17 protein-coding genes and 1 pseudogene are annotated in these 23,432 nt (G+C 70.7%); 8 read left to right on the forward strand and 10 right to left on the reverse strand.

The annotated features are described in order from the left end of the window. Positions 1-197: 197 nt before the first annotated feature. A complete protein-coding gene (locus ACFVWD_RS28555) occupies positions 198-899 on the forward strand; it encodes a DUF4232 domain-containing protein (protein ID WP_389600150.1) in 702 nt (233 codons plus the stop codon). 333 nt (positions 900-1,232) lie between these two features. Beyond that, complete coding sequence (locus tag ACFVWD_RS28560; RefSeq protein WP_389600152.1) at positions 1,233-2,486, forward strand: hypothetical protein; 1,254 nt, start codon at positions 1,233-1,235, stop codon at positions 2,484-2,486. Positions 2,487-2,572: 86 nt separating this feature from the next. On the opposite strand, the gene ACFVWD_RS28565 is transcribed toward ACFVWD_RS28560, so the two are convergent. Continuing rightward, complete coding sequence (locus ACFVWD_RS28565) at positions 2,573-4,474, reverse strand: ricin-type beta-trefoil lectin domain protein (RefSeq protein ID WP_389600153.1); 1,902 nt, start codon at positions 4,472-4,474, stop codon at positions 2,573-2,575. Between the two features lie 544 nt (positions 4,475-5,018). Here ACFVWD_RS28565 and ACFVWD_RS28570 point away from each other — a divergent pair. Then, on the forward strand, positions 5,019-6,875 hold the full coding sequence (locus ACFVWD_RS28570; RefSeq protein ID WP_389600155.1) for a glycoside hydrolase family 9 protein: 1,857 nt from the start codon (positions 5,019-5,021) through the stop codon (positions 6,873-6,875). Here the strand turns inward: ACFVWD_RS28570 and ACFVWD_RS28575 are convergent. Both ACFVWD_RS28575 and ACFVWD_RS28580 read right to left on the reverse strand, forming a co-directional pair. Beyond that, entirely contained in the window at positions 6,868-8,106 is a 1,239-nt protein-coding gene (locus ACFVWD_RS28575) for an Ig-like domain-containing protein (RefSeq protein WP_389600156.1), read from the reverse strand. The two genes, ACFVWD_RS28570 and ACFVWD_RS28575, sit on opposite strands and share 8 nt — an antisense overlap. 133 nt (positions 8,107-8,239) lie before the next feature. Further along, a complete protein-coding gene (locus ACFVWD_RS28580; protein WP_389600158.1) occupies positions 8,240-9,208 on the reverse strand; it encodes an aldo/keto reductase in 969 nt (322 codons plus the stop codon). 342 nt (positions 9,209-9,550) lie between these two features. On the opposite strand from ACFVWD_RS28580, the pseudogene ACFVWD_RS28585 reads away from it, so the two are divergent. From ACFVWD_RS28585 to ACFVWD_RS28600, 4 genes and pseudogenes are all read left to right on the forward strand, one after another. After that, positions 9,551-10,449 (forward strand): annotated as a pseudogene (locus ACFVWD_RS28585) (SDR family oxidoreductase). A 161-nt stretch (positions 10,450-10,610) separates the two neighbouring features. Next, positions 10,611-11,825 (forward strand): hypothetical protein, encoded by a 1,215-nt coding sequence (locus tag ACFVWD_RS28590; RefSeq protein ID WP_389600159.1) that lies wholly within the window; start codon positions 10,611-10,613, stop codon positions 11,823-11,825. A 37-nt stretch (positions 11,826-11,862) separates the two neighbouring features. Continuing rightward, positions 11,863-12,906, forward strand: coding sequence for an LLM class flavin-dependent oxidoreductase (locus tag ACFVWD_RS28595; RefSeq protein WP_389600161.1), 1,044 nt, complete (start codon positions 11,863-11,865; stop codon positions 12,904-12,906). Between the two features lie 39 nt (positions 12,907-12,945). Further along, positions 12,946-15,294, forward strand: coding sequence for an ATP-binding cassette domain-containing protein (locus ACFVWD_RS28600; protein WP_389600163.1), 2,349 nt, complete (start codon positions 12,946-12,948; stop codon positions 15,292-15,294). A 55-nt stretch (positions 15,295-15,349) separates the two neighbouring features. On the opposite strand, the gene ACFVWD_RS28605 is transcribed toward ACFVWD_RS28600, so the two are convergent. The 5 genes from ACFVWD_RS28605 to ACFVWD_RS28625 all read right to left on the reverse strand — a co-directional run bounded on the left by ACFVWD_RS28605 (position 15,350) and on the right by ACFVWD_RS28625 (position 20,620). Beyond that, positions 15,350-16,159 carry a lysophospholipid acyltransferase family protein gene (locus ACFVWD_RS28605; RefSeq protein WP_101402363.1) on the reverse strand — a complete coding sequence of 270 codons (810 nt, stop codon included), beginning with the start codon at positions 16,157-16,159 and terminating at the stop codon, positions 15,350-15,352. Next, positions 16,159-16,929 carry a GNAT family N-acetyltransferase gene (locus ACFVWD_RS28610; RefSeq protein WP_389600165.1) on the reverse strand — a complete coding sequence of 257 codons (771 nt, stop codon included), beginning with the start codon at positions 16,927-16,929 and terminating at the stop codon, positions 16,159-16,161. The genes ACFVWD_RS28605 and ACFVWD_RS28610 overlap by 1 nt, the downstream gene beginning before the upstream one ends. A 313-nt stretch (positions 16,930-17,242) precedes the next feature. Next, positions 17,243-17,992, reverse strand: coding sequence for a succinate dehydrogenase/fumarate reductase iron-sulfur subunit (locus tag ACFVWD_RS28615; protein WP_389600167.1), 750 nt, complete (start codon positions 17,990-17,992; stop codon positions 17,243-17,245). After that, a complete protein-coding gene (locus ACFVWD_RS28620) occupies positions 17,989-19,947 on the reverse strand; it encodes a fumarate reductase/succinate dehydrogenase flavoprotein subunit (RefSeq protein ID WP_389600169.1) in 1,959 nt (652 codons plus the stop codon). The genes ACFVWD_RS28615 and ACFVWD_RS28620 overlap by 4 nt, the downstream gene beginning before the upstream one ends. A gap of 1 nt (position 19,948) precedes the next feature. Further along, entirely contained in the window at positions 19,949-20,620 is a 672-nt protein-coding gene (locus ACFVWD_RS28625; protein WP_389600170.1) for a succinate dehydrogenase, read from the reverse strand. A gap of 119 nt (positions 20,621-20,739) precedes the next feature. On the opposite strand from ACFVWD_RS28625, the gene ACFVWD_RS28630 reads away from it, so the two are divergent. Then, on the forward strand, positions 20,740-21,621 hold the full coding sequence (locus ACFVWD_RS28630; RefSeq protein WP_389600172.1) for a LysR family transcriptional regulator: 882 nt from the start codon (positions 20,740-20,742) through the stop codon (positions 21,619-21,621). Positions 21,622-21,655: 34 nt separating this feature from the next. Here the strand turns inward: ACFVWD_RS28630 and ACFVWD_RS28635 are convergent, their stop codons facing one another. Continuing rightward, positions 21,656-22,435 carry an oxidoreductase gene (locus ACFVWD_RS28635; RefSeq protein ID WP_389600173.1) on the reverse strand — a complete coding sequence of 260 codons (780 nt, stop codon included), beginning with the start codon at positions 22,433-22,435 and terminating at the stop codon, positions 21,656-21,658. Between the two features lie 91 nt (positions 22,436-22,526). Next, positions 22,527-23,351: an alpha/beta hydrolase gene (locus tag ACFVWD_RS28640; protein ID WP_389600175.1), complete on the reverse strand. Its 825-nt coding sequence runs from the start codon at positions 23,349-23,351 to the stop codon at positions 22,527-22,529. Between the last annotated feature and the right edge of the window lie 81 nt (positions 23,352-23,432).

A 23,432-nucleotide genomic window follows, 5' to 3' on the forward strand; every position in this document is an offset into this window, starting at 1 on the left:
GACGAGCGGGAGGCTGACGAGCGGCGCCGAGGCCCGCGGGGCCCGGATCATGGGCCCCGTTCCGGGATCCGCGGAAATATAGCGTCCGGTCCGCGAACTTTTTCGCGTGCCCGAGCATCGGACATTGGTGACAGAGCACAGAGCGCCGTTCGCACGCCGAGTCAGGGCACGTGCGGTGAATTCCAAGGAGTGTTGACATGGCGACCTTCCGGCCCGGCGACGCGGTTCCCGTCCGCCGCCCGTCCTCCCCCACCCACAGGGCAGCACTGGTCGCGGGTGTCGCGCTGCTCGGCCTGCTCACGGCCTGCGGCACCGACCACGGCGCCGCCAGTCCTCCGCAGAAGCTCTCCGGCACCGCCGAGCCGGCCTCCGGCGACAAGACCACGGACACCACCGGTACGGGCGCCGCCCCGACCGGTTCCTCCACTCCCTCGGCAGCGGCCTCGAACTCGTCCTCGACCGGGAGCGGCTCGTCCGGCAGTACCCGGTGCCACACCTCGGAACTGCGCGCGACGGTCGGCGCCAACAACCCGGGCGCCGGTCAGGAGAACTTCCCCGTCGTCCTCACCAACATCTCCCACCGCACCTGCACATTGCGCGGCTTCCCCGGCGCGGCGTTCGTCAACGCGTCGGGCAACCAGCTCGGGCCCGACCCGAAGCGCTCCGCCGGCACGCCGACGACGGTCACGCTGACGCCGGGGCGTAGCGCGTGGGCGGGGCTGACGTTCTCCAATCCGGAGATCAGCGGCGCCAAGACGGCGGCACCCGCCACGCTGATCGTCACGCCGCCCGACGAGCGGGACCCGCTCAAGGTGGCGTGGCAGGGGGGCGAGGTACCGGTGTCCGGAAACGCCTCCTCGGTGTCCCTGACGGTCGTCCGGTCAGGCACCGGTGCCTGACCCCACCCGGCCCGCTCTCCGCCGGCCCGCTCTCCCCCGCCCCGCCATCAGTCACGAAGATGGCGGGGCGGGGAACTGCTGCGGGCGTACCGAGTTGTAGCGAGCGCCGGCGAGGTCGGCGAGGTCGGCCACGAGGACTCGCTCCCCAAGGCTCACTCCCCCTCAGTCGCCGGAAACGGTTTGTCACGGAACAGCAACACGTGCCGATCCCGGCGACCTTTCCCGACGATCCACGCATCACACCGTTTGACGCACCCCGCAGAGCGGCGCGTCACAGGAACGGAAGCTCCCGCCCGCGGGTGGGAGCCGGATCAAGGACATCGGGGGTTCAACATGACCGGCATCTCACGCAGGCATCTGCTGGCCGCGACGGCATCGGCGGGCGCGCTGGGCGGCCTGGGCGCGCTCTCCGCCTGCTCGGCGAACGACTGGTCCGTGGGCAGCAGCGCCAATGGGGATACGAGCGGCAAGTCCCCCAAGCCGAAACTGATCGGCGACGGCTCCACCGCCGACACCGGGGCCCAGCCCAAGCAGCCGAAGGCCGAGCGGCTGAAGCCGGGCGAGCGCCCGCCGCAGTTCGTGGTCTTCTCCTGGGACGGCGCGGGCGAGCTCAGCAACAAGCTGTTCTCCCGCTTCCGCAAGGTCGCCGCCGACCACGGCGCCTCGATGACGTTCTTCCTCAGCGGCATCTACACGCTGCCCGAGTCGAAGAAGCACCTCTACAGCCCGCCCCAGCACCCCGTGGGCGCCTCCGCGATCGGCTACCTCTCCGACCGGCACATCCACTCCACGATCCAGCAGATCCGGTCCGCCTGGCTGGAGGGCCACGAGATCGGCACCCACTTCAACGGCCACTTCTGCGGCGCGGACGGGGTGCGCCGCTGGTCCCCCGCCGAGTGGCGCAGCGAGATCGCGCAGGCGAAGAAGTTCGTCACCGAGTGGAAGACCAACACCGGCTTCACCGACCTCGAACCGTTCCCCTTCGACTACGAGAAGGAGCTGATCGGCGGCCGCGCCCCGTGTCTGGAGGGCCAGTCCAACCTGCTACCGACCGCCGCCGCCCTCGGCTGGAAGTACGACGCGAGCAGCCCCGGCGGCCTGCAGATGTGGCCCGGCAAGGTCCAGGGTGGCAAGGTCTGGGACTTCCCGCTGCAGTCCATACCCTTCCCCGGCCACTCCTTCCAGGTCCTGTCGATGGACTACAACCTGATGGCCAACCAGTCCCACGCCAACCCGCTCGGGGACAAGTCCATGTACGACGCCTGGCGTGCCCAGGCCCGCGACAGTTACCTCGCCGGCTTCCGCCGTGCCTACGAGAGCAACCGCGCCCCCTTCTTCATCGGCAACCACTTCGAACGCTGGAACGGGGGGATATACATGGACGCGGTCGAGCAGGCCATCGAGCAGATCGCCGGGCACGACGACGTGCGCCTGGTCTCCTTCCGCCAGCTCGTCCAGTGGCTGGAGGCCCAGGACCCGGCCGTACTGCGCAAGCTGCGCACCCTCAACCCCGGGCAGTCGCCCCTCGGCGGCTGGGCGGAGTTCCTGGGCACGGCGGCCTCGCAGTCGGCCACGGCGAGTTCCTGACGACTCGGACGTCGGCTACAACTCCACACACGATCGCGGCCAGGCGCGCGTGGCCTGGCCGCGGTAGATGTGACAGTCCCGGACGGTCAGCGGTGGCCGCCCTGGCCGCCGCCGTCTCCATAACCGCCGTAACCCCCGTAACCGCCGTACCCATAACCGCCGTAGCCGCCGTAGCCATATCCGTAGTCGTACCCGGGTGCGCCGTGTTGTCCGCTCGATGGCGCGCAGTAGTAGTACGGGGAGCAGTTGTGGGCGGGTGACGAGGCCGAGGGCGCGGGCGTCGAGGGCTTGGCCGAGGGCTGGGGCGACGACTTGGGGGCGGTCGGCGACGGCTCGGGAGAGGCCTGACCCGACGATGTCTTCGTCTGTCCGGCGGAGTCCCAGTTGACCGCCTCCATCTGGAGCGAGGGCGACGAGGTGTCCATCGTCCAGTGCTGGTCGGACTCCTCCTTGCGGACCTTGAGGACCAAGGACGCCTCGCCCTTGGTGGAGGCGGGGGTGAGGGCCAGGTCCTGGTTCCAACGGGGCACCACCGTGCCCTGGAGGGTGAAGTCGTAGCGCACGTTCTTGGTGCCCGGTTGCGACTCGCCGGTGCAGGGTGCCAGTTGGACCGAGTAACCGAGGTGGGAGTCGAGGCAGAGGTCGGGGGCGGCCAGGTCGCGCAGCAGTCCGTTGTCCTCGTACGACCATTCCTGGCTCGCCGCCGAGGAGCACGGCGTGAGCGCGGTCTCCACGCCCTTCGCGGGCTTCTCGCCCACGATGCCGACGCACAGCCCGGTCTCGGTGTTGCGCAGCCGGCCGTGCACGCCGCCCTTCGACGTGGCGCCGGTGCCTATCCAGGACGGGTTCGGTCCGGGCGCCTTGGCCGGGCCCGAACTGGGCGAGCCCGAGGGTCCGGCGCCATCGGCCATGCCGGGTGCGCCGTCCGAGTTCTGGGTGACCCACAGGACCAGCGGGACCAGGATCATTCCGCTCACGGTCAGCGCGGCCAACGCGACGTTGTTGCGGCGCGGGGCGCGGCGGGAGGAGCGCCGGGGCGCCCTGTGCGCCGGCGGGCGGGAGTCACCGGAAGCGCGGCTGCGCGGCGCGGGGCGCGGGGGCTCACTCGGAACGAAGGGCGCGTGGCTGGGAAGGGGAGGGATTCTGTGCGCGGCAGGGACGGTGTCCGGGACGTCCGTCACTTCCACGATCGCGTCGACGCGGCCGGGGCGGGAGTCGAGGTAGGCCGCGGCGCCCCAGCCGAGCAGGGCCTCGGCCAGCGGCAGCGCGAGGCCGCCGTTGAACCGGCTCAACTGGTCGGCGGTGTGACGGCAGTGCCGGCACCGGCCCATGTGCCTGCTCAGATCGGCGTCGAGGTCGCCGCCGCCGCGGCGCAGGGACACGTCGAGCATCCGGTGGAAGCGGCGGCACTCCTCCTCCGGGGCCAGTTCGCGGTGGATCTCCAGGCAGCCCTCGCGCAGGCGTTCCCGGGCCCGCCGCAGTTCCACCAGGGCGTCGTCGTCGCCGACTCCCAACAGCCCGGCCGGTACGGCGAGTTGTTCGGCCTCGACCTCGGTGTGCCACAGCAGACAGCGGGCGGGCTCGGGAAGCCGCTGGAACGCGCGCGACAACTGCCGTCTGTTCTCCGGCGGCAGAAGCCGCGCCATGACCCGGTCGCGGCTGTCGGAATCGGCCAGCAATTCGGGATGGAGCATCTCCCGCCGTTGGTCCCCGAGCCATTCGGCGGTCATACGCCGTACGGTGACCAGCAACTGTGGCCGCCAGGCGGCCGTCGGCCCGGTCTGCCGCAGCGATTCGCCGAACAGTCGGGTGAAAGCGGCCGTGGTGAGCATTCCGGCGGGACGCACACCGTTGGTACACAGGCGCGCGTAGGCGAAGACCGCTTCCCAGTGGCGGTCCAGGAGTTCCCCGACGGGATGGTGCGCGGGCGTGTTCCCCGAGCTCTTCTTCAGGTCCGCCGCGAGCCGCTCATCCGAAACTTCGAACAAGCGACCGGGCGTTGGGGAATGAGACAGCGCTGCGTCATTCACGTCCGCTTTCCTCCCAAAGGTAACGCAGGAATTAGTCCATACCAATGGGTATGTAGCCCGCCCGCCGAAGCGGAGGGACTACCCATGGGGGGTTGTTACCGCAATCGCCCCCCGACAGCTCTTTCGAAGCGAGGGGCGCACGGGCACACCGTGCGCGCGCAGAAGGAAGCGAATTGTCTGCACGCCAACAAGGCACACCTTTGCACAGCGCGCCGAGCCGAAACAAGAGATCTCGTCACCTTCCCCTTTCCTTCGAGCGCGGACGTATTGACCGAACGTCAGCAGAGGTCTCCACAAAGGAAATTCAGAATCCCCGACAACCATCGGCCGAGCAGCCGTACGCAAGCCCCCGACCAGGCCTCCGGAGGCCACAAAGGCCTTCACCGACCCATTGACGGCCTGGCATGCCCATGCAATGCTCCATATTGGGAGCGCTCCCATTCTCCGTCGTCCACCTCTCGTGGCCGCGGCCCAGGATTCACTTGACCGCTGGGAGCCGCTCATGTCCGCATTCCCGTTGCCCCGCCGCCGTCAAAGACACCTGGCGGCAGCCTTGCTCGCGGGGACATTACTCGTCGGCGGCCTGGCGACCGCCCCCTCCGCGACGGGACTCTCCACCGCCGTCACGGCGACAGCCGCCGTACGGGTCAACCAAGTCGGCTATCTGCCGGACGGTCCCAAGCGCGCGACCGTGGTCACCTCCGCCGCGCGGCCGCTCACCTGGCGACTGCGCGCCGCCTCGGGCAGGGTGGTCGCCTCGGGGTCGACCGTCGGCCGGGGCACGGACGCGGCCTCCGGGCAGCCGACCCAGGTCGCCGACTTCTCCTCGTACGCACGGACCGGTTCGGGTTACGTCCTGACGGTCGATGGAATGGTCAGCGACCCCTTCGACATTCGCGTGGATCTCTACGACGGGCTGCGCTCCGACGCGCTGGCCTTCTTCTATCACCAGCGCAGCGGCATACCGATCGAAGCCTCCCTGGTGGGTTCCGCCTATGCGCGGCCCGCCGGGCATCTCGGAGTCGCACCCAATCAGGGCGACACGAACGTGCCCTGCCAGTCCGGGGTGTGCGAGTACACGCAGGACGTCAGGGGCGGTTGGTACGACGCGGGAGACCAGGGCAAATACGTCGTGAACGGAGGCATTTCCACCTGGCTGCTCGTCAATTCCTTCGAACGCGCGAAGCGAGCGGGCACCGCGTCCGCGCTCGGCGACTCGACGCTGCGCGTTCCCGAGCGCGGCAACGGCGTTCCCGACGTCCTGGACGAGGCGCGCTGGGAGCTCGACTTCCTGATGCGGATGCAGGTGCCGGACGGCAGACCGTACGCGGGAATGGCGTTCCACAAGGTCCACGACGCCGCCTGGACCGGGCTGCCGACCCGGCCCGAACAGGATGCCCAGCCGCGTGAGCTCCACCCGCCGTCCACCGCGGCCACCCTCAACCTGGCGGCGACGGCGGCCCAGTGTGCCCGTGTCTTCAGGCCCTACGACACCGCGTTCGCGAACCGGTGTCTGACCGCCGCCCGCACGGCCTGGACGGCGGCGCGGGCCAACCCGGCGATGTACGCGCCGGATTCGGACAGCACCGGCGGTGGGGCGTACGGCGACACCCAGGTCACCGACGAGTTCTACTGGGCGGCCGCCGAGTTGTACGCCACGACCGGCGAGCGCGCCTACCGGGACGCGGTGACCTCCTCGCCCTGGCACACCGCCGTGAACGCCTTCACTCCCGGTGGCTTCAGCTGGGCCGACACCGCCGCGCTGGGCAGGCTGACGTTGGCGACCGTACGCACCGGGCTGCCCGCGGCCGACCTCGGGCGGGTACGCACCTCGGTGACCGCCGCCGCGGACGGCTATCTGTCCACCATGGCCGGGCAGGGATACGCCGTCCCGCTCCCCGCCACCGGGTACGTCTGGGGCTCCAACAGCGCGGTCACCGACAACGCGATCGTCATGGCCACCGCCCAGGAACTGACCGGGGACCCGCGCTACCGCGCCGGGGTGCTGGAGTCGATGGACTACCTGCTGGGACGCAACGCCCTGGGCCAGTCGTATGTGACCGGATACGGGGAGCGGTACTCCGACAACCAGCACCACCGCTTCTGGGCGCACCAGTACGACCCCTCGCTGCCGCACCCGCCGGCGGGCTCCCTCGCGGGCGGGCCCAACAGCGGGCTGCAGGACCCGGTCGCGCAGGAGCACCTGCCCGGCTGCGCGCCCCAGGCCTGCTACATCGACGACATCGGCTCGTACTCGACGAACGAGGTGGCCATCAACTGGAACGCGCCACTGGCGTGGCTGGCCGCCTACGCCGCCGAGGACGACTGCGCGGTCGGCCGTTCGGGGCGCCTCAGCTGAGCGCGCTCCCCGCCCGCCACTGGGTCCAGCTCATGTTCCAGCCGCTCAGACCGTTGTCGGGCTGCACGGTGTCGTCGTGGGAGTTGACCACTTCCACGACGTCACCGATCAGCGAGTTCTCGTAGAACCAGTAGGCGGGCGTTCCGGTGTCCTTCGCGCCCTGGGTGTCGTGCAGGCCGACACAGCCGTGGCTGACGTTCTGCGCGCCGAAGGTCGCGGCGGACGACCAGTAGTTGCCGTGCACGAAGGTGCCGGAGGTGGTCAGGCGCATGGCGTGCGGGACGTCGGGGATGTCGTACTCGCCGCCGAAGCCGACGGTGGAGCCGTCCATGCGGGTCTGCAGATACTTCTCCGAGATCACCATCCTGCCGTTCCAGGTGGTGTGTGCGGGCGCTCCGGAGGTGATGGGGATCGTGCGCACCGCGCGGCCGTCACGTCGTACGACCATGGTCTTCTTGTCCGCGTCGACCAGGCTGGTCTGGTTGCGGCCGACGGTGAAGGTGACGTCCTTGTGCTGGACGCCGTAGCGGCCGCTCGCGCCCTCGACACCTCGCAGCCGCAGGGCGAGGGTGACCTTGGTGCCCGCGGGCCAGTAGTTCTCGGGGCGGAAGTCGAGCCGGGTGTCGCCGAACCAGTGGGCGGCGATCTCGACTCCCGCCGTGGAGGTCACCGTCACCGCCTGCTCGACCGCCTTCTTGTCGGTGACGGCGTGGTTGAAGTTGAGCGAGACCGGCATGCCCACACCCACGGTCGAGCCGTCCTCGGGGGTGAAGTAGCCGACGAGGGTGGCCTCGGGGGCGATGGTGGTGAAGGTGGTGTTGGCCAGCGCCTCGCGGCCGTTCTTGTCGGTGGCGACGGCGCGTACCGAGTACTTGGTGGACGGGGAGAGCCTGCCGGACGGTGTCCACCGGGTGCGGTCGGCGGAGAAGGCGCCGGGCACCCGGATGCCGTCCTCGGCCGTGACCGTCACCGAGGTGAGGCTGCCGCTGCGGACGGAGACGGAAAGCGCGCCCTCGACCGCCGTGTTCGCCGCGCCGGTCTTGGGCGCGACCGTGACGCGGGCGGTGGAAATGGCGGACGCGGAAGCCGAGTCGGACGTCTTCTTCGGCTCGGACCTGCCGGACGTACAGGCGCTGACCACACCCGCGCCGATGACGGCGAGGACGGAGCGTCTACCCAGCCGCCGGGCGGTCGCTGTCCGGGAGGTGCGGCGGCTGTGATCGTCGTTCACGCGGGAATCCTTTTTCCGTGCGGGTCGGCCCCGCGCACCGGCGCGAGGCCCGACCGTCTTCACTTGAACTCTAAAGGATCTTATTTAAACTTCAATAAAGCGAACCTGTGTGGATTCAGCGCCCCGGCGCGCGTCAGTGCCCACTGATCGCGTGGGGCGTGTACGGCTCCTCCAGCTGTTCGATCTCCTTCTCCGAGAGCTCCACGTCGAGGGCGGCCACCGCGTCGTCGACGTGTCCCACCTTGGTGGCACCGATGATGGGCGCGGTCACGGTGCTCTGGCGCAGCAGCCAGGCGAGGGCGATCCGGGCACGCGGAATGTCACGCTCGGCGGCGATCCGTGCGACGGCGTCGACGATCTCGCGGTCGCCCGGCTGGTAGAGCCTCTTGCCGTACTCGTCGGTGCGGCTGCGCTCGGTGGTGACGTCCCAGTCACGGGTCAGCCGGCCGCGGGCGAGCGGGCTCCAGGGCAGTACACCGACGCCCTGGTCCGCGCAGAGCGGCAGCATCTCGCGCTCCTCCTCGCGGTAGAGGAGGTTGTAGTGGTTCTGCATGGACACGAACCGCGTCCAGCCGTTCAGCCGGGCCGTGTACTGGGCCTTGGAGAACTGCCACGCGTACATCGAACTCGCCCCGATGTAACGGGCCTTGCCCGCCTTGACCACGTCATGCAGGGCCTCCATCGTCTCCTCGACGGGAGTGGCGGGGTCGAAGCGGTGGATCTGGTAGAGGTCCACGTAGTCGGTGCCCAGGCGGCGCAGGCTGTTGTCGATCTCCGTCATGACGGCCTTGCGGGACAGGCCGCGCGCGTTGGGGCCGTTGTGCATCGCGCCGTTCACCTTGGTCGCGATGACGATCTCGTCGCGGCGCGCGAACTCCGCCAGCGCACGGCCGACGATCTCCTCGCTCGTGCCGTCGGAATACACGTTCGCCGTGTCGAAGAAGGTGATCCCGGCGTCCAGCGCGCGGCGGATCAGGGGGCGGGCACCCTCGTCGTCGAGCGTCCACTCGTGGGGCCCCCGGTCGGGCAGCCCGAAACTCATGCAGCCCAGGCAGATCCGGGACACGTCCAGGCCCGTCGAACCGAGCTTCACGTACTGCATGTTCACTCCTGCTTTCCGTGGGGTGGAAGGGCTCCCGCCGACCCGGCCGCGGCGAGCCGCCGACAAGAGCTCCGGGGAAGCCATTCCCGATCGCCGTTCGCTTAGTCGCGAGGGCGCGGCGCAGTACGTGCCGCCGAGGAGTTCCTACGACGGCCGGCGGGCCCAGGTGGATTCCGTGGCGGCATGGGTGTGGGCCGCGGTCTGAACTGTGGTGATGCCTCGGACGTAGCACCGGATGCGAAACAGGTCTTGGACCCGGAGCGCTTCCCGTGCGCAGGTTGCAATCACCGCCCCGGTGCCGCATCGGGGCGGCCTCTGTTCGTCCTGTCGAAGGAATGCACCATGCGCGTATTCGTCACCGGCGCGACCGGATTCATCGGTTCCGCCGTCGTCCGTGAACTCCTCGAAGCGGGGCACCAGGTCGTCGGCCTCGCCCGCTCGGACGCCGCCGCCTCGGCGCTGACGGCCGTCGGCGCCGAGGCGCGCCGCGGCTCCCTCGACGATCCGGACAGCCTGCACGAGGGTGCCGCCGCGGCGGACGGCGTCATCCATCTGGCCTTCAACCACGACTTCTCGGACTACGTCGCCAGCGACAAGCTGGACCTGCGTGCCGTCGAGGCTGAGCGGCGCTCGAAGGGACCGGCAAGCCGCTCGTGGTGACCTCGGGAACCCTGATGCTCACAATGATGGCGCCGGGTCGCCTCGGGACCGAGGAGATCGCGCCCGATCCCGGGTCTCAGGCACCGCGGATCGCATCGGAGAGCGCGGCCATGGCCCTGGCCGCGCGCGGGGTGCGCGCTTCGGTCGTGCGGCTTTCGCCGACCGTGCACGGCGAGGGCGACAAGGGCTTCGTCCCGAGTCTGATCGGCATCGCCCACGAGACCGGCGTGTCGGCCTTCGTCGGCGACGGGTCGAACCGCTGGCCGGCCGTGCACCGGCTCGATGCGGCGCACCTGTTCCGGCTGACGGTGGAAGCCGCCCCGGCCGGCTCGATCCTGCACGGGGCCGCCGAAGAGGGTGTGCCCTTGCGTGACATCGCCGAGCTCATCGGACGCAGGCTGAAGCTGCCGGTCGCCGGGATCACGGCCGAGGACGCGAGCCGGCACTTCGGCTTTCTCGCCGCCGCCGTGCCGCTCGACAACCCGACCTCGAGCGTCCTGACCCGGAAGCTGCTCGGATGGCGTCCCGAGCACCCCGCACTCGTCCCGGACCTCGAAGCGGGCCACTACTTCAACGACTGAGCGAGCCGCTCGGGCGGCTCGAACCCGGCGACTTCGTCACCCGTCCGTGCCCGGCCGGGATGCGCCGCCCGGGACCGTCGTGTCCCATGAAGTCAGGATCTTCCCACCGGTGGAACCCCGTCCCCGGCCATTCCCTCTAGCAGGGCGACGAGGAGGTCGGCATGGAAGACGGCCCCCAGACGGTGAGCGGCAGACCCACGCGGCAGTTCGTGCCCGCGTCGCCTGCCGCCTCGCCCGAGGTGTGGCGATGGCGGGGCGAACTGAAGCGGGCGTTGCCGGCGCTGTGGCTGTTCGCCGCCGCGCGGCTGACGGGCGTGGTGATGGTGACCGCCTGGTCGCTGCACCTGGGCCGGCACCCGCGCAATGTGCTCGGTCTGGAATGGGACGGCGGCTGGTACTGGCACATCGCCCGGTACGGCTACGGCACGATCGTCGCCGCCAAGTCCGGCCACGGGGTCATCTACAACGACCTGGCGTTCTTCCCGCTCTTCCCCGGACTGATCCACGGCCTGAACACGGTCCTGCCGATCGGCCCGGTCAACGCGGCGCTCGTCATCTCCTGGACCGCCGCCGCCGTGGCCGCCTGGGGCGTGTACGCGGTCGGCGAGCTGCTGCACGGACGGCGGGTCGGCCTGGCGCTCGCGGCACTGTGGGCGCTGCTGCCGCACGCCGTCGTACTGACCATGGCGTACACCGAGTCCCTCATGACGGCCTTCGCCGCCTGGGCGCTCTACGCGGCGCTGACCCAGCGCTGGCTGACCGCCGGGACGTTGGCCGCGCTGGCCGGGCTGTGCCGCCCCAACGGTTTCACCGTGGCCGCCGCCGTCGTCACGGCCGTCGCCGCCCACCTCTGGCAGCGCCGCCGCGACGGGAGACCCACCGTCCCGCGCGCCTGGGTGGCCATGCTCCTGGCGCCCGTCGGGTGGCTCGGGTACGTCGTCTGGGTGGGGCTGCGCACACACGACCTGACCGGCTACTTCCGGGTGCAGAGTCTGTGGGGCTCACATTTCGACTTCGGTCACTACACCGCGCACATGTTCAAGCACCTGATCGTCGGACACGACACCCTGGTCGTCTATCTCTCCGCCGGAATCGTCCTCGGCTGCCTCCTGCTGTTCGTCCTCGGCGTCCTGGACCGACAGCCGCTGCCGCTTCTCGTGTACTCGGGGATTCTCCTCGTCATCGCCCTGGGCGACGCCCACTTCTTCACGAGCAGACCCCGACTGCTGCTGCCCGCCTTCCCCCTGCTGCTGCCGTTCGCCCTCTCCCTGGCCCGCGCCCAGCGGCGCACGGTCGTCGTCCTGCTCATCGGCCTGGCCGGTTTCTCCCTCTTCTACGGCACCTATCTGCTGACCATTTCCCACGAGGCCCTGTGACGGCCGGTGCGGCGAGATCCGTATCATCCGAGGAGTCATGCCGAGCCCACACGATCACGCGGGTCCACCGGGACGGGACTCCCGCCTCGCAGCGACGCGTTTCTCCGTCCTCGACCGCTCGCGCACCCGCGAGGGGCACGACGCCGCCGAGGCCCTGCGGGACACCGTGCGTCTGGCCCAGGAGCTGGAAGGGCTCGGATACCACCGGATCTGGGTGTCGGAGCACCATGGCGTGCCCGGGGTCGCCGGGTCCGCGCCCACCGTGCTGGCCGCCGCGGTCGCCGCCGCCACCCGGACGATCCGGGTCGGTACCGGCGGGGTGATGCTGCCCAATCACCAGCCCCTGGTCGTGGCCGAGCAGTTCGGTGTGCTCGAGTCCCTGTTCCCCGGGCGGATCGACATGGGGCTCGGGCGTTCGGTCGGCTTCACGGACGGAGTGCGCAGGGCGCTGGGGCGGGACAAGGACGTCGCCGACGACTTCGCGGGGCAGCTCGACGAGCTGCTCGGCTGGTTCCGCGGCCCGTCGCCGACGGGGGTGCACGCGCGCCCCTCGGAGGGGCTGACCGTGCCGCCCTTCGTGCTCGCCCTGAACGAGGGCGCCACGATCGCGGCGCGGGCGGGCCTGCCCCTGGTCATCGGGGACATCAGGAACCGGGAGAAGATGCGGCGCGGGATCGACCACTACCGCGCGACGTTCCGCCCCTCCGTGTGGGCGGCGGAGCCGTACGTCGTCGTCTCCGGCGCCGTCGCGGTCGCCGCGACCCCGGAGGAGGCGATGCGGCTGCTCCTCCCCGAGGCCTGGTCGATGGCGTACGCCCGCACGCACGGCACCTTCCCGCCGCTGCCGCCCGCCGAGCGGGTCGAGGACCTTCCGATGAACGGCAAGGAGCGGCATTTCTACGAGTCGGCGCTCGCGGGGCAGATCGCGGGCACCGAGAAACAGGTCGAGCACGAACTGGAGATGTTGATCGAGGAGACCGGCGCGCAGGAGGTGCTGGTCACGACCAGTACGTACGACCGCGGGGCCCTGCTGGACTCCTTCCGGAGGCTCGCCCGGGTCGCGGGACTGACCGGGGCCTAGAATCGTGGGGTTTGCCCCGAGCCCCCAGGAGTCCCGTCGATGTCCGACCCGCACCGCCGCCACGACGAGTACGTCCGTGTGCGGGGCGCCCGCGAGCACAATCTCCAGGGCGTGGACGTCGACATTCCGCGCGATGTCCTCGTGGTCTTCACCGGGGTCTCGGGCTCGGGCAAGTCCTCGCTGGCGTTCGGCACGATCTACGCGGAGGCCCAGCGGCGCTACTTCGAGTCGGTGGCGCCGTACGCGCGACGGCTGATCCACCAGGTCGGGGCACCGAAGGTGGGGGACATCACCGGGCTGCCGCCCGCGGTCTCGCTCCAGCAGCGCCGTTCGGCGCCCACCTCGCGCTCGTCCGTGGGCACGGTCACCAACCTCTCCAACTCGCTGCGGATGCTGTTCTCACGTGCGGGCGACTATCCGCGGGGCGCCGAACGCCTCGACTCGGACGCCTTCTCGCCGAACACGGCCGCCGGGGCCTGCCCGGAGTGTCACGGTCTCGGCCGGGTCCACCGTACGACCGAGGAGTCGCTGGTCCCGGACCCGTCGCTGTCGATCCGCGCGGGCGCGATCGCCGCGTGGCCCGGTGCCTGGCAGGGCAAGAACCTGCGCGACGTCCTCGACGCGCTGGGGTACGACGTGGACCGGCCGTGGCGCGAGCTGCCGCCCGAGCAGCGGGAGTGGATCCTGTTCACGGACGAGCAGCCGGTCGTCACCGTGCATCCGGTACGGGACGCGGACCGGATCCAACGCCCCTACCAGGGCACGTACATGAGCGCCCGGCGCTACGTCATGAAGACGTTCTCCGATTCGAAGAGCCCGACGCTGCGGGCCAGGGCCGAGCGGTTCCTGACCAGCGCCCCGTGCCCGGTGTGCGGCGGCAGCCGGCTGCGTCCCGAGGCGCTGGCGGTGACCTTCGCGGGCCGCACGATCGCCGAACTGGCGGGGCTGCCGCTGTCCGAGCTGGCCGGGACCCTGGAGCCCCGGGGAGAGACGGCCCGCGTCCTCACCGACGACCTGAGAGCGCGGATCGCCCCCGTCGTCGAACTCGGCCTCGGTTACCTCAGCCTCGACCGGGCCACCCCGACCCTCTCCGCGGGCGAGTTGCAACGACTGCGGCTGGCCACGCAGTTGCGCTCCGGTCTGTTCGGTGTCGTGTACGTCCTCGACGAACCGTCCGCGGGTCTGCACCCGGCGGACACGGAGGCCCTGCTCACGGTCCTGGACCGACTGAAGGCAGCGGGCAACTCGGTGTTCGTGGTCGAGCACCATCTGGACGTCGTGCGGGGTGCCGACTGGCTCGTCGACGTCGGTCCGCGGGCGGGTGAGCACGGCGGGCGGGTACTGCACAGCGGCCCGGTGGCGGAGCTGGCCGGGGTGGAGGAATCGGCGACGGCCCGCTTCCTCTTCGACCACTCCTCCGGCCTGGAACGCGAAGTCCGTTCCCCACAAGGGCAGTTCAAGGTGGGGCCGGTGAGCCGCCACAACCTGCGCGGGGTGAGCGCCGCGTTCCCGCGCGGTGTGTTCACCGCCGTCACGGGCGTCTCCGGCTCGGGCAAGTCCACCCTCATCGGCGAGGTGACCGCGGAACTGGAGGGGGTGGGACGGCTCGTCTCCGTCGACCAGAAACCCATCGGCCGTACCCCGCGCTCGAATCTCGCCACGTACACGGGCCTCTTCGACGTCGTGCGCAAGGTCTTCGCCGGGGCGCAGGAGGCGCGAAGGCGCGACTACGGGGTGGGGCGCTTCTCCTTCAACGTCGCGGGCGGGCGCTGCGAGACCTGCCAGGGCGAGGGGCTCGTGAGTGTGGAGCTGCTCTTCCTGCCGAGCACCTACGCTCCCTGTCCGGACTGCGCTGGGGCGCGCTACAACCCCGAGACGCTCGAAGTGACGTACCGCGGACGGAACATCGCGCAGGTCCTGGACATGACGGTGGAGGCCGCGGCGGAGTTCTTCACCGACATCGCGCCCGTCGCCCGCAGCCTCGCCACGCTCCTCGACGTGGGTCTGGGCTATCTGCGACTCGGCCAGCCCGCCACGGAGTTGTCCGGTGGCGAGGCCCAGCGCATCAAGCTGGCCAGTGAGTTGCAGCGGGTCCGCCGGGGGCACACCCTCTATCTCCTCGACGAGCCGACGACCGGGCTGCACCCCGCCGATGTCGAGGTGCTGATGCGCCAGTTGCACGGCCTGGTCGACGCGGGACACACCGTCGTGGTCGTCGAGCACGACATGTCGGTGGTCGCGGGCGCGGACTGGGTGATCGACCTGGGTCCGGGCGGCGGGGACGCGGGGGGCCGGATCGTGGCCGCGGGCTCCCCGGCCGAGGTGGCTCGGGCGCAGGGGAGTACGACGGCCCCGTACCTCACCCGGGCACTCGCTCGGGGCCGGTAGCCCCGTACCGGCGGCTGCCGGCCCCTGTCCCTTCAGGTCGCCTCGTCCTGATACGTCAGCGATGTGCGGGGACCGACGCGCGTGCGCCCTGGGAATGCAACCCCCCTTGCGCCGCGCGGGCCAGCTCCCGTCGATCCGGGTGGCTGCCCGGGGCGAGCGTGGGCCGTACCTCGACCTCGGCCACCAGCCCCCGTGCCGAGGCCACCCGCCACAGGGAGGCGAGCAGCGAGTCGTTGCCGACGAAGGCGGGCGCGGTGCTCGCCACTCCCCCGGCGAGCCGGTAGTGGATGTGCACCGGCTGGACCGGCACCCCGGCGTCGAGCGCGGCCTGGAAGACGGCCCGCCGGAAGTGTCCCTGCGCCCTGCCGCACCAGGTGCTGCCCTCCGGGAAGGCCACGACGGCCGCCCCGTCGCGCAGCAGCCCCGCGATCCGCGCCACCGTGTCCGGGAGCGCGCGCAACCGGTCGCGCTCGATGAACAGGACGCCGCCGCGCGCGGCCAGCGGTCCCGCCACCGGCCACTGCCGGATCTCGGACTTGGCGAGCATCCTGGCCGGCCGGACGGCGGCGAGGAGCGGGATGTCCAGCCAGGAGATGTGGTTGGCGACGATCAGCAGCCCGCCGGTGGGGACGGCGGGGCCGGTGATCCGAACGCGTACGCCCGCGGCCCGCACGATCGCCCGGCACCAGCGCCGTACCGGCTCGGCGGGGATCCGCCCGCCGAGCGGCAACAGCACGACCCCGGTGGCGACCACCACCAGGACCGCCGCGAGCCGCAGCACGGCGCGCGGTACGGCCGTGGCGGACCCCGTCGCCTCGACGCACGCCCTGGGGGTGCAGGGCGCGCTGGGCAGCCAGACGCTCATCAGGCCTGGACGAGCGAGAGGAAGTGCCGCAGATAGCGCGGGTTGACCCGGCGCATCGACAGCAGCACGAACAGGTCCGCGACCCCGAAGTCCGGGTCGTGCGCGGGTGCGGCGCAGACCCAGGCGCCGAGCCGGAGATAGCCGCGCAGCAGCGGGGGCAGTTCGGTGCGGGGCCGGCGGGTGACACCCTCCGCGGTCCAGGGCAGCAGCGGTCGTACCTGGTACTCCTCGGGTGCCAGGTGCTTGGCCTGCACCCGGTCCCAGGTTCCGGCCGCGAGTTCGCCGCCGTCGGCGAGCGGGATCGAGCAGCAGCCCGCGAGCCACTCGTGGCCGCCCTCGACCATGTAGCGGGCTATCCCGGCCCAGATGAGGCCGATGACGGCGCCGTCGCGGTGGTCGGGGTGCACGCAGGAGCGCCCGACCTCGACGAGTCCCGGGCGGATCGCGTCGAGCGGGGTCAGGTCGAACTCGCCCTCCGAGTAGAGCCGGCCGGCGATCGCGGCGCGCTCCGGGGGCAGCAGGCGGTAGGTGCCGACGACCTGGTCGGTCAGCGTGTCACGGACCAGCAGGTGATCGCAGTAGGCGTCGAAGGCGTCGATGTCGAGCCCCGGCTGCGGCGTGGTCAGCAGGGCGCCCATCTCCCCGGCGAAGACGTCGTGCCGCAGCCGCTGCGCGGCCCGGACGTCGGCCTCGGAACGGGCGAGGGAGACGGTGTAACGGGTGGGGGCCAGGGGCTGCGGGGGGCTGTCGAGGGTGGAAACGCCGGTCATGGCACTCTCCTGGTCACGGGCCGGTTCGGCACAGCGGCGGCAGACCGGTTCGGTACGGCCCGCGCGCTCCTGTTCTTCCGATGCAGGTTGGCGTGCGCGTGACCTGTGCCAGGAGCCAGGATGTGGGGATGTTGAATGCCAGGAGATTCCCCGAATGCGAGACGGGGCCGGGGATGAGCACCACCTCCCGGCCCCGCCCGTCCGCACAGATCCGGCGAACGTTTTCTGAACAAGTGACCTCGGCTGGAGCGCGCCCCAAAGGGGCGCGGGGAACTGCGCGACCAGCCACATCCGACCCGCAGCCGAAGTCTCCCTAGCGCCGCCCGGTTTTACGGGCAGCCCGCAGCCACTCCTTGTTCATCCCGGTGATGGAAACCAACGGAATCCCCTTCGGGCAGGCGGTGGCGCACTCCCCGGCCAGCGTGCACCCCCCGAACCCCTCCTCGTCCATCTGCGCCACCATGTCCAGCACCCGCGTCTCCCGCTCGGGCGCCCCCTGCGGCAGCACGTTCAGATGGTTGATCTTCGCCGAGGTGAAGAGCATCGCGGCCCCGTTGGGACAGGCGGCCACACACGCACCGCACCCGATGCACTCGGCGTGCTCGAACGCGAAGTCGGCGTCCGGCTTCGGCACGGGCGTCGCATGGGCTTCGGGCGCCGCGCCGGTCGGGGCGGTGATGTAGCCGCCGGCCTGGATGATCCGGTCGAAGGCCGTCCGGTCCACGACGAGGTCCTTGACGACCGGGAAGGCGGAGGCGCGCCAGGGCTCGACGTCGATGGTGTCGCCGTCCTGGAAGGACCGCATGTGGAGCTGGCAGGTGGTGGTGCGCTCGGGTCCGTGCGCGTCGCCGTTGATGACGAGGCTGCACGCGCCGCAGATGCCCTCGCGGCAGTCGTGGTCGAAGGCGACGGGGTCCTCGCCCTTGAGGATGAGTTCCTCGTTGAGAGTGTCGAGCATCTCCAGGAAGGACATGTCGGCCGAGATGCCGTCCACCTCGTACGTGGACATCGCTCCGTCGGCGTCGGCGTTCTTCTGGCGCCAGACGCGCAGGGTGAGCTTCATGCGTAGCTCCGCTGGGTGGGGTGGACGTACTCGAAGACCAGGTCTTCCTTGTGCAGGACGGGCGCGGCGCCGGTGTCGGTGAACTCCCAGGCGGCCGTGTAGGAGAACTCCTCGTCCTTGCGGGCGGCCTCGCCGCCCTCGGTCTGGGACTCCTCGCGGAAGTGGCCGCCGCAGGACTCGGAGCGGTGCAGTGCGTCGAGGCACATCAGCTCGGCGAGCTCCAGGTAGTCGACGACGCGGTTGGCCTTCTCCAGGGACTGGTTGAACTCCTCACCGGTGCCGGGGACCTTGATGCGCCGCCAGAATTCCTCGCGGATCTGCGGGATGCGCTCCAGCGCCTTGCGCAGACCCGTCTCGGTGCGGGCCATGCCGCAGAACTCCCACATGAGTTCGCCGAGTTCGCGGTGGAAGGAGTCGGGGGTGCGGTCGCCGTCGACGGCCAGCAGCAGCCGCAGCCGGTCCTCGGTCTCGGCCAGTATCTCCTGGACGGCGGGGTGTTCGTCCGTCACCTCGGTGTGGTGCGGGTTGCGGGCGAGGTAGTCGTTGATGGTGGACGGCAGCACGAAGTAGCCGTCGGCGAGGCCCTGCATGAGGGCCGAGGCGCCGAGGCGGTTGGCGCCGTGGTCGGAGAAGTTGGCCTCGCCGATCGCGAACAGGCCGGGGATGGTGGTCTGGAGGTCGTAGTCGACCCACAGTCCGCCCATCGTGTAGTGCACGGCCGGGTAGATCCGCATCGGCACGGTGTACGGGTCCTCGGCGGTGATCCGGGCGTACATGTCGAAGAGGTTGCCGTACTTCTCCTCGACCTTCGCCCTGCCCATGCGCCCGATGGCGTCGGCGAAGTCCAGGTAGACGCCCTGTCCGCCCGGCCCCACCCCGCGGCCCTCGTCGCAGACGTTCTTGGCGGCGCGGGAGGCGATGTCACGCGGGACCAGGTTGCCGAAGGAGGGGTAGATGCGCTCCAGGTAGTAGTCGCGCTCGTCCTCGGGGATCTCGTTCGGCGGGCGCGTGTCGCCCTTCGCCTTCGGGACCCAGATACGGCCGTCGTTGCGCAGCGACTCGCTCATCAGGGTGAGCTTGGACTGGTGATCGCCGGTGCGCGGGATGCAGGTGGGGTGGATCTGGGTGAAGCAGGGGTTGGCGAAGTAGGCGCCGCGCCGGTGCGCCCGCCAGACGGCGGTGGCGTTGGAGTTCATGGCGTTCGTCGAAAGGTAGAAGACGTTGCCGTAGCCACCGCTGGCCAGGACGACGGCGTCCGCGTAGTACGTGTCGATCCGGCCGGTGATGAGATCCCGTGCCACGATGCCGCGCGCCCGTCCGTCGACCACGATCAGGTCGAGCATCTCGGTGCGCGGATGCATCTCGATGTTGCCGGCCGCGATCTGCCGCGACAGTGCCTGGTAAGCACCGAGCAGGAGCTGCTGGCCCGTCTGGCCGCGGGCGTAGAAGGTGCGGGACACCTGGACGCCGCCGAAGGAACGGGTGTCGAGCAGACCGCCGTACTCGCGCGCGAACGGCACGCCCTGGGCGACGCACTGGTCGATGATCTCGACCGAGATCTGTGCGAGGCGGTGGACGTTGGACTCGCGGGCGCGGAAGTCGCCGCCCTTGACGGTGTCGTAGAACAGCCGGTGGACGGAGTCGCCGTCGTTGCGGTAGTTCTTCGCCGCGTTGATGCCGCCCTGGGCGGCGATCGAGTGGGCGCGGCGGGGCGAGTCCTGGTAGCAGAACTGGACGACGTGGTAGCCCTGTTCGGCGAGCGTGGCGCCCGCCGAGCCGCCCGCGAGGCCGGTTCCGACGACGATCACCGTGTGCTTGCGGCGGTTGGCGGGATTGACGAGCTTGGCCTCGAAGCGGCGGGTGTCCCAGCGCTCGTTGACCGGGCCCTCGGGGGCCTTGCTGTCGACGACGGGCGCACCGGTCGTGTACGCGGCGTATTCAGAGGCTGCGGTCATGTCAGCTCACCAATCCGGTCATGACACCGACGGGTACGGAGATGAAGCCCACCGTCAGCACCAGCGCGAGGACGTCGGCGATGGTCTTGAGGGCGCGGTCGCGGGTGCGGCTGCCGGCGCCCATGGTCTGTGCGGCGCTCCAGAAGCCGTGCCGGATGTGCAGGCCGAGCGCGAGCATCGCGACGATGTAGATCACGTCGCCGTACCAGGTCGAGAAGGTGTCGATCACGTTCTGGTACGGGTGTCCGGACTGGAAGCCGCCGGGGTGCACGGTGCCGGTCGTCAGGTCGAGGATGTGCCAGACGATGAACAGGCCGAGGATGATCCCGCCCCAGCGCATCGTGCGGGTCGCGTAGCTGGACCTGGGCTTCTTGTGGACGTACTTGCTCGGGCGCGCCCTGATGTCACGGCGGCTGAGCTGGTACGCGGCGGTGGCGTGGGCGACGACGGCGACGACCAGGACCACGCGGATGATCCACAGGGCCCACTCGTAGTGCAGGAAGGGCTCGCCGAGGGTGCGCAGCCAGTGGGCGTAGTGGTTGAACTCGCCCGAGCCGAAGAAGATCTTCAGGTTGCCGAGCATGTGGACGACCAGGTACAGCAGCATGATCAGGCCGCTGACCGCCATCACGGTCTTCTTCCCGACGGAGCTGTCCCACACGGTGCGCGTCATGGACGGTCGTCGGTCCGTCCGCGTTGCCAGAGCCATGTCTCAGAAGCTAGGGCCACGGGTGCCGATCGGTCCAAGACATGGTCCGGCTCGTTTCAATAGCTGGAGCCTATGATGGGTGGATGCAGTTCCAGCAGCTCCAGTACTTCGTGGCGGTCGCCGAGACCCGGCACTTCACCCGGGCCGCCGATCTGGTCCATGTCGCCCAGCCGTCCCTGTCCCAGCAGATCAAGGCGCTGGAACGGGAGTTGGGGGCGGACCTCTTTCTCCGCGCGCGGGGCAACATCACGCTGACGGACGCGGGCGAGGCGCTGCTGCCACTGGCCCGGCGCATCCTGGCCGACGCGGACACGGCCCGGCACGAGGTGCAGGAACTGGCCCAGCTGCGCAGCGGCCGGATCCGCCTGGGCGCGACGCCGAGCCTGTGCACCGGCCTGCTTCCGGACGTCCTGCGTGCCTTCCACGACCGCTATCCCGGTATCCGGCTGCTGATCGAGGAGGGCGGCTCGCACGATCTCGTACGGGAACTCGCGCGCGGCGCGTTGGATCTCGCCCTGGTCGTCCTCCCGCTGCCCACCCCCTCCCCCGCGCTGACGACGGTGGAGCTGCTGCGTGAGGACCTGGTCGTGGTGTCGTCACCGGACGCGCCCGCGCCGGGGACCGGCCGCACGGTGCGCATCCCCGATCTGGAGGGCGAGCGCCTGGTGATGTTCCGGCACGGCTACGACCTGCGGGAACTGACCGTCGCCGCCTGCCGCGCCGAGGGCTTCGAGCCGGACTTCGCCGTCGAGGGCGGCGAGATGGACGCGGTGCTGGGTTTCGTCAGGGCGGGGCTCGGCGTGGCCGTCGTCCCGCGCATGGTCGCGACACGCTCGGGACGCGGTCTGCGGGTGACACCGCTCGCGCGCCCCGGACTCCACCGCACCATCGCCCTGGCCCACCGCAGCGATGTGGCTCCGCCTCGCGCGGCCCGCGAACTCCAGCGGATGCTGCTGGAACGCTGACCGGCGCAGGGGGTTTCGAAGGTCGGTCGCCGCGTCACCAGGTCGGGATGAAGCCGCCGTCGATGACGAAGTCGCTGCCGGTGATGTTGCGGGAGTGGTCGCCGGCGAGGAAGAGAACCAGGTCGGCGACCTCGTTCGGCTGGGAGAAGCGGCCGGTGACCGTGGCACCGGACGCCTGGGCGACCACGTCGTCCGGGGTGATCCCGGCGGCTGCCGAGACCGTGGCCGCCACCCCGTCGCCGCCGAGCCACAGCTCGGTCTCCACCGGGCCCGGGCTGACGGTGTTGACCCGGATGCCCTTGGGGCCGACCTCCTTGGACAGCGCTTTGGAGAAGGCGACCAGCGCGGCCTTGCCCGCGCTGTAGTCGATCACCATCGGGTCGGGCAGCGTGGCGTTGACCGAGGCGACCGTCACCACCGAGCCCTGCCCGGCGGTCAGCATCAAGGGCAGGGCGGCGCGGGTGACCCGTACGGCCGTGAGGAGGTTCAGATCGACCGTGCGCTGCCAGTCCTCGTCGGTCACCGACAGGAATCCGCCCATGCGGGCGGGGGCCGCACCGACGTTGTTGACCAGGATGTCCAGCCGGCCGTCAGCCGCCGTCACGAGGCGCTCGGCGGCTCCGGGTTCGGCCAGGTCCACCGGTACCCAGGTGACTCCGCCCTGCTTGACCAGCGCGTCGAGACCCGGCGTCGTGGTGCGCGACCCGGCGATCACCGTCGCACCCGCTCCGGCCAGCGCCTCGGCGACGGCCAGTCCGATGCCCTTGCTCGCGCCGGTGACGACGGCGGTCCTGCCCTGGAGTTCCGTGCTCATCCAGCTCAGCTCCTTCGATTACTTCGATTACTTCGATCGGTGAAATGAGGCATGCCACGAACCGAGGCGTGCCTCGGCTCAGACGTCCGGGTCAGACCTGTGAGGTGTCCCGGCCCTGGATGCCCTGCTCGGACAGCCACCGCAGGGCGTACTCGGCCACCGTCCGCCAGCCGTGGTCGACGACCAGGGAGTGGCCCCGGTCGGGGAACTGCTTGAGTTCGGTGACCGCCGACGAGTCGCCGTAGAGCTTGTACGCCGAGCGGGTCACGACATCGGGAACGGTGTGGTCGGCCTGGCCGGAGATCAGCAGGAGCGGCCCGCGGTCCGCGTTGCCGGTGGCCACGGCCGCCGGGGAGCGCCGCGCGAAGTTGGCGAACGCGGCCTCGAACAGCGGCCGCCCCGGCGAGGGGATGGTGAGGCGCTCGTACAGGTCGTCGGACTCGGTCCCCTCCAGCGCGTTGCCGAAGCCGTAGCGGAACTGCGCGGCGGTCAGGGAGACCGCGCGGCGCCGGTTGGCGGGGTTGCCCAGGACCGGGAAACCCGCCCGCAGCTGGGCCGGCGGCAGCGCCTTGACGCCCTTGATCTGGGCCGGGTCGATGGCCACCGCGGCCCGGCCGAGACCCGCGCCGAGCAGCTTCTGCGCGATCAGTCCGCCGAAGGAGTGTCCGATGAGCACCGGCGGGCGGTCGAGGGAGCGGACGATCCCGGCGTAGTGCTCGGTGACGTCGTCGATGCCGAGCCCGGCGACGGCCTCGGGGTGGCGCCGGGCCTCGGCGACGGTGCCGGCCTCGCCGGGCCAGCCGGGTGCCAGCGGCGCGTAGCCGTGCTCCTCGGCGAGGTCGATCCAGGGCTGCCACGACCCTGCGTGCAGCCACAGGCCGTGGATGAGGACGAGCGGGGTGCGCGGGTCGGACATGGCTTCTCCTGGACTTCTCGTGGCCGCCCCGGGGGTGGCGCGACGAGTCCAGACTCCCTGGGCAGTCATGCCCGCCGAATC

It is taken from the genome of Streptomyces sp. NPDC058086, assembly GCF_042885015.1.
Lineage (GTDB): Bacteria > Actinomycetota > Actinomycetes > Streptomycetales > Streptomycetaceae > Streptomyces.

What these genes read in the sequence shown, in the direction of transcription:
- ACFVWD_RS28555 (WP_389600150.1), top strand. Translation starts at nt 198, where the DNA reads ATGGCGACCTTCCGGCCCGGCGACGCGGTTCCCGTCCGCCGCCCGTCC.
- ACFVWD_RS28560 (WP_389600152.1), top strand. Translation starts at nt 1,233, where the DNA reads ATGACCGGCATCTCACGCAGGCATCTGCTGGCCGCGACGGCATCGGCG.
- ACFVWD_RS28570 (WP_389600155.1), top strand. Translation starts at nt 5,019, where the DNA reads ATGTCCGCATTCCCGTTGCCCCGCCGCCGTCAAAGACACCTGGCGGCA.
- ACFVWD_RS28580 (WP_389600158.1), bottom strand. Translation starts at nt 9,208, where the DNA reads ATGCAGTACGTGAAGCTCGGTTCGACGGGCCTGGACGTGTCCCGGATC.
- ACFVWD_RS28590 (WP_389600159.1), top strand. Translation starts at nt 10,611, where the DNA reads ATGGAAGACGGCCCCCAGACGGTGAGCGGCAGACCCACGCGGCAGTTC.
- ACFVWD_RS28595 (WP_389600161.1), top strand. Translation starts at nt 11,863, where the DNA reads ATGCCGAGCCCACACGATCACGCGGGTCCACCGGGACGGGACTCCCGC.
- ACFVWD_RS28600 (WP_389600163.1), top strand. Translation starts at nt 12,946, where the DNA reads ATGTCCGACCCGCACCGCCGCCACGACGAGTACGTCCGTGTGCGGGGC.
- ACFVWD_RS28605 (WP_101402363.1), bottom strand. Translation starts at nt 16,159, where the DNA reads ATGAGCGTCTGGCTGCCCAGCGCGCCCTGCACCCCCAGGGCGTGCGTC.
- ACFVWD_RS28610 (WP_389600165.1), bottom strand. Translation starts at nt 16,929, where the DNA reads ATGACCGGCGTTTCCACCCTCGACAGCCCCCCGCAGCCCCTGGCCCCC.
- ACFVWD_RS28615 (WP_389600167.1), bottom strand. Translation starts at nt 17,992, where the DNA reads ATGAAGCTCACCCTGCGCGTCTGGCGCCAGAAGAACGCCGACGCCGAC.
- ACFVWD_RS28620 (WP_389600169.1), bottom strand. Translation starts at nt 19,947, where the DNA reads ATGACCGCAGCCTCTGAATACGCCGCGTACACGACCGGTGCGCCCGTC.
- ACFVWD_RS28625 (WP_389600170.1), bottom strand. Translation starts at nt 20,620, where the DNA reads ATGACGCGCACCGTGTGGGACAGCTCCGTCGGGAAGAAGACCGTGATG.
- ACFVWD_RS28630 (WP_389600172.1), top strand. Translation starts at nt 20,740, where the DNA reads ATGCAGTTCCAGCAGCTCCAGTACTTCGTGGCGGTCGCCGAGACCCGG.
- ACFVWD_RS28635 (WP_389600173.1), bottom strand. Translation starts at nt 22,435, where the DNA reads ATGAGCACGGAACTCCAGGGCAGGACCGCCGTCGTCACCGGCGCGAGC.
- ACFVWD_RS28640 (WP_389600175.1), bottom strand. Translation starts at nt 23,351, where the DNA reads ATGTCCGACCCGCGCACCCCGCTCGTCCTCATCCACGGCCTGTGGCTG.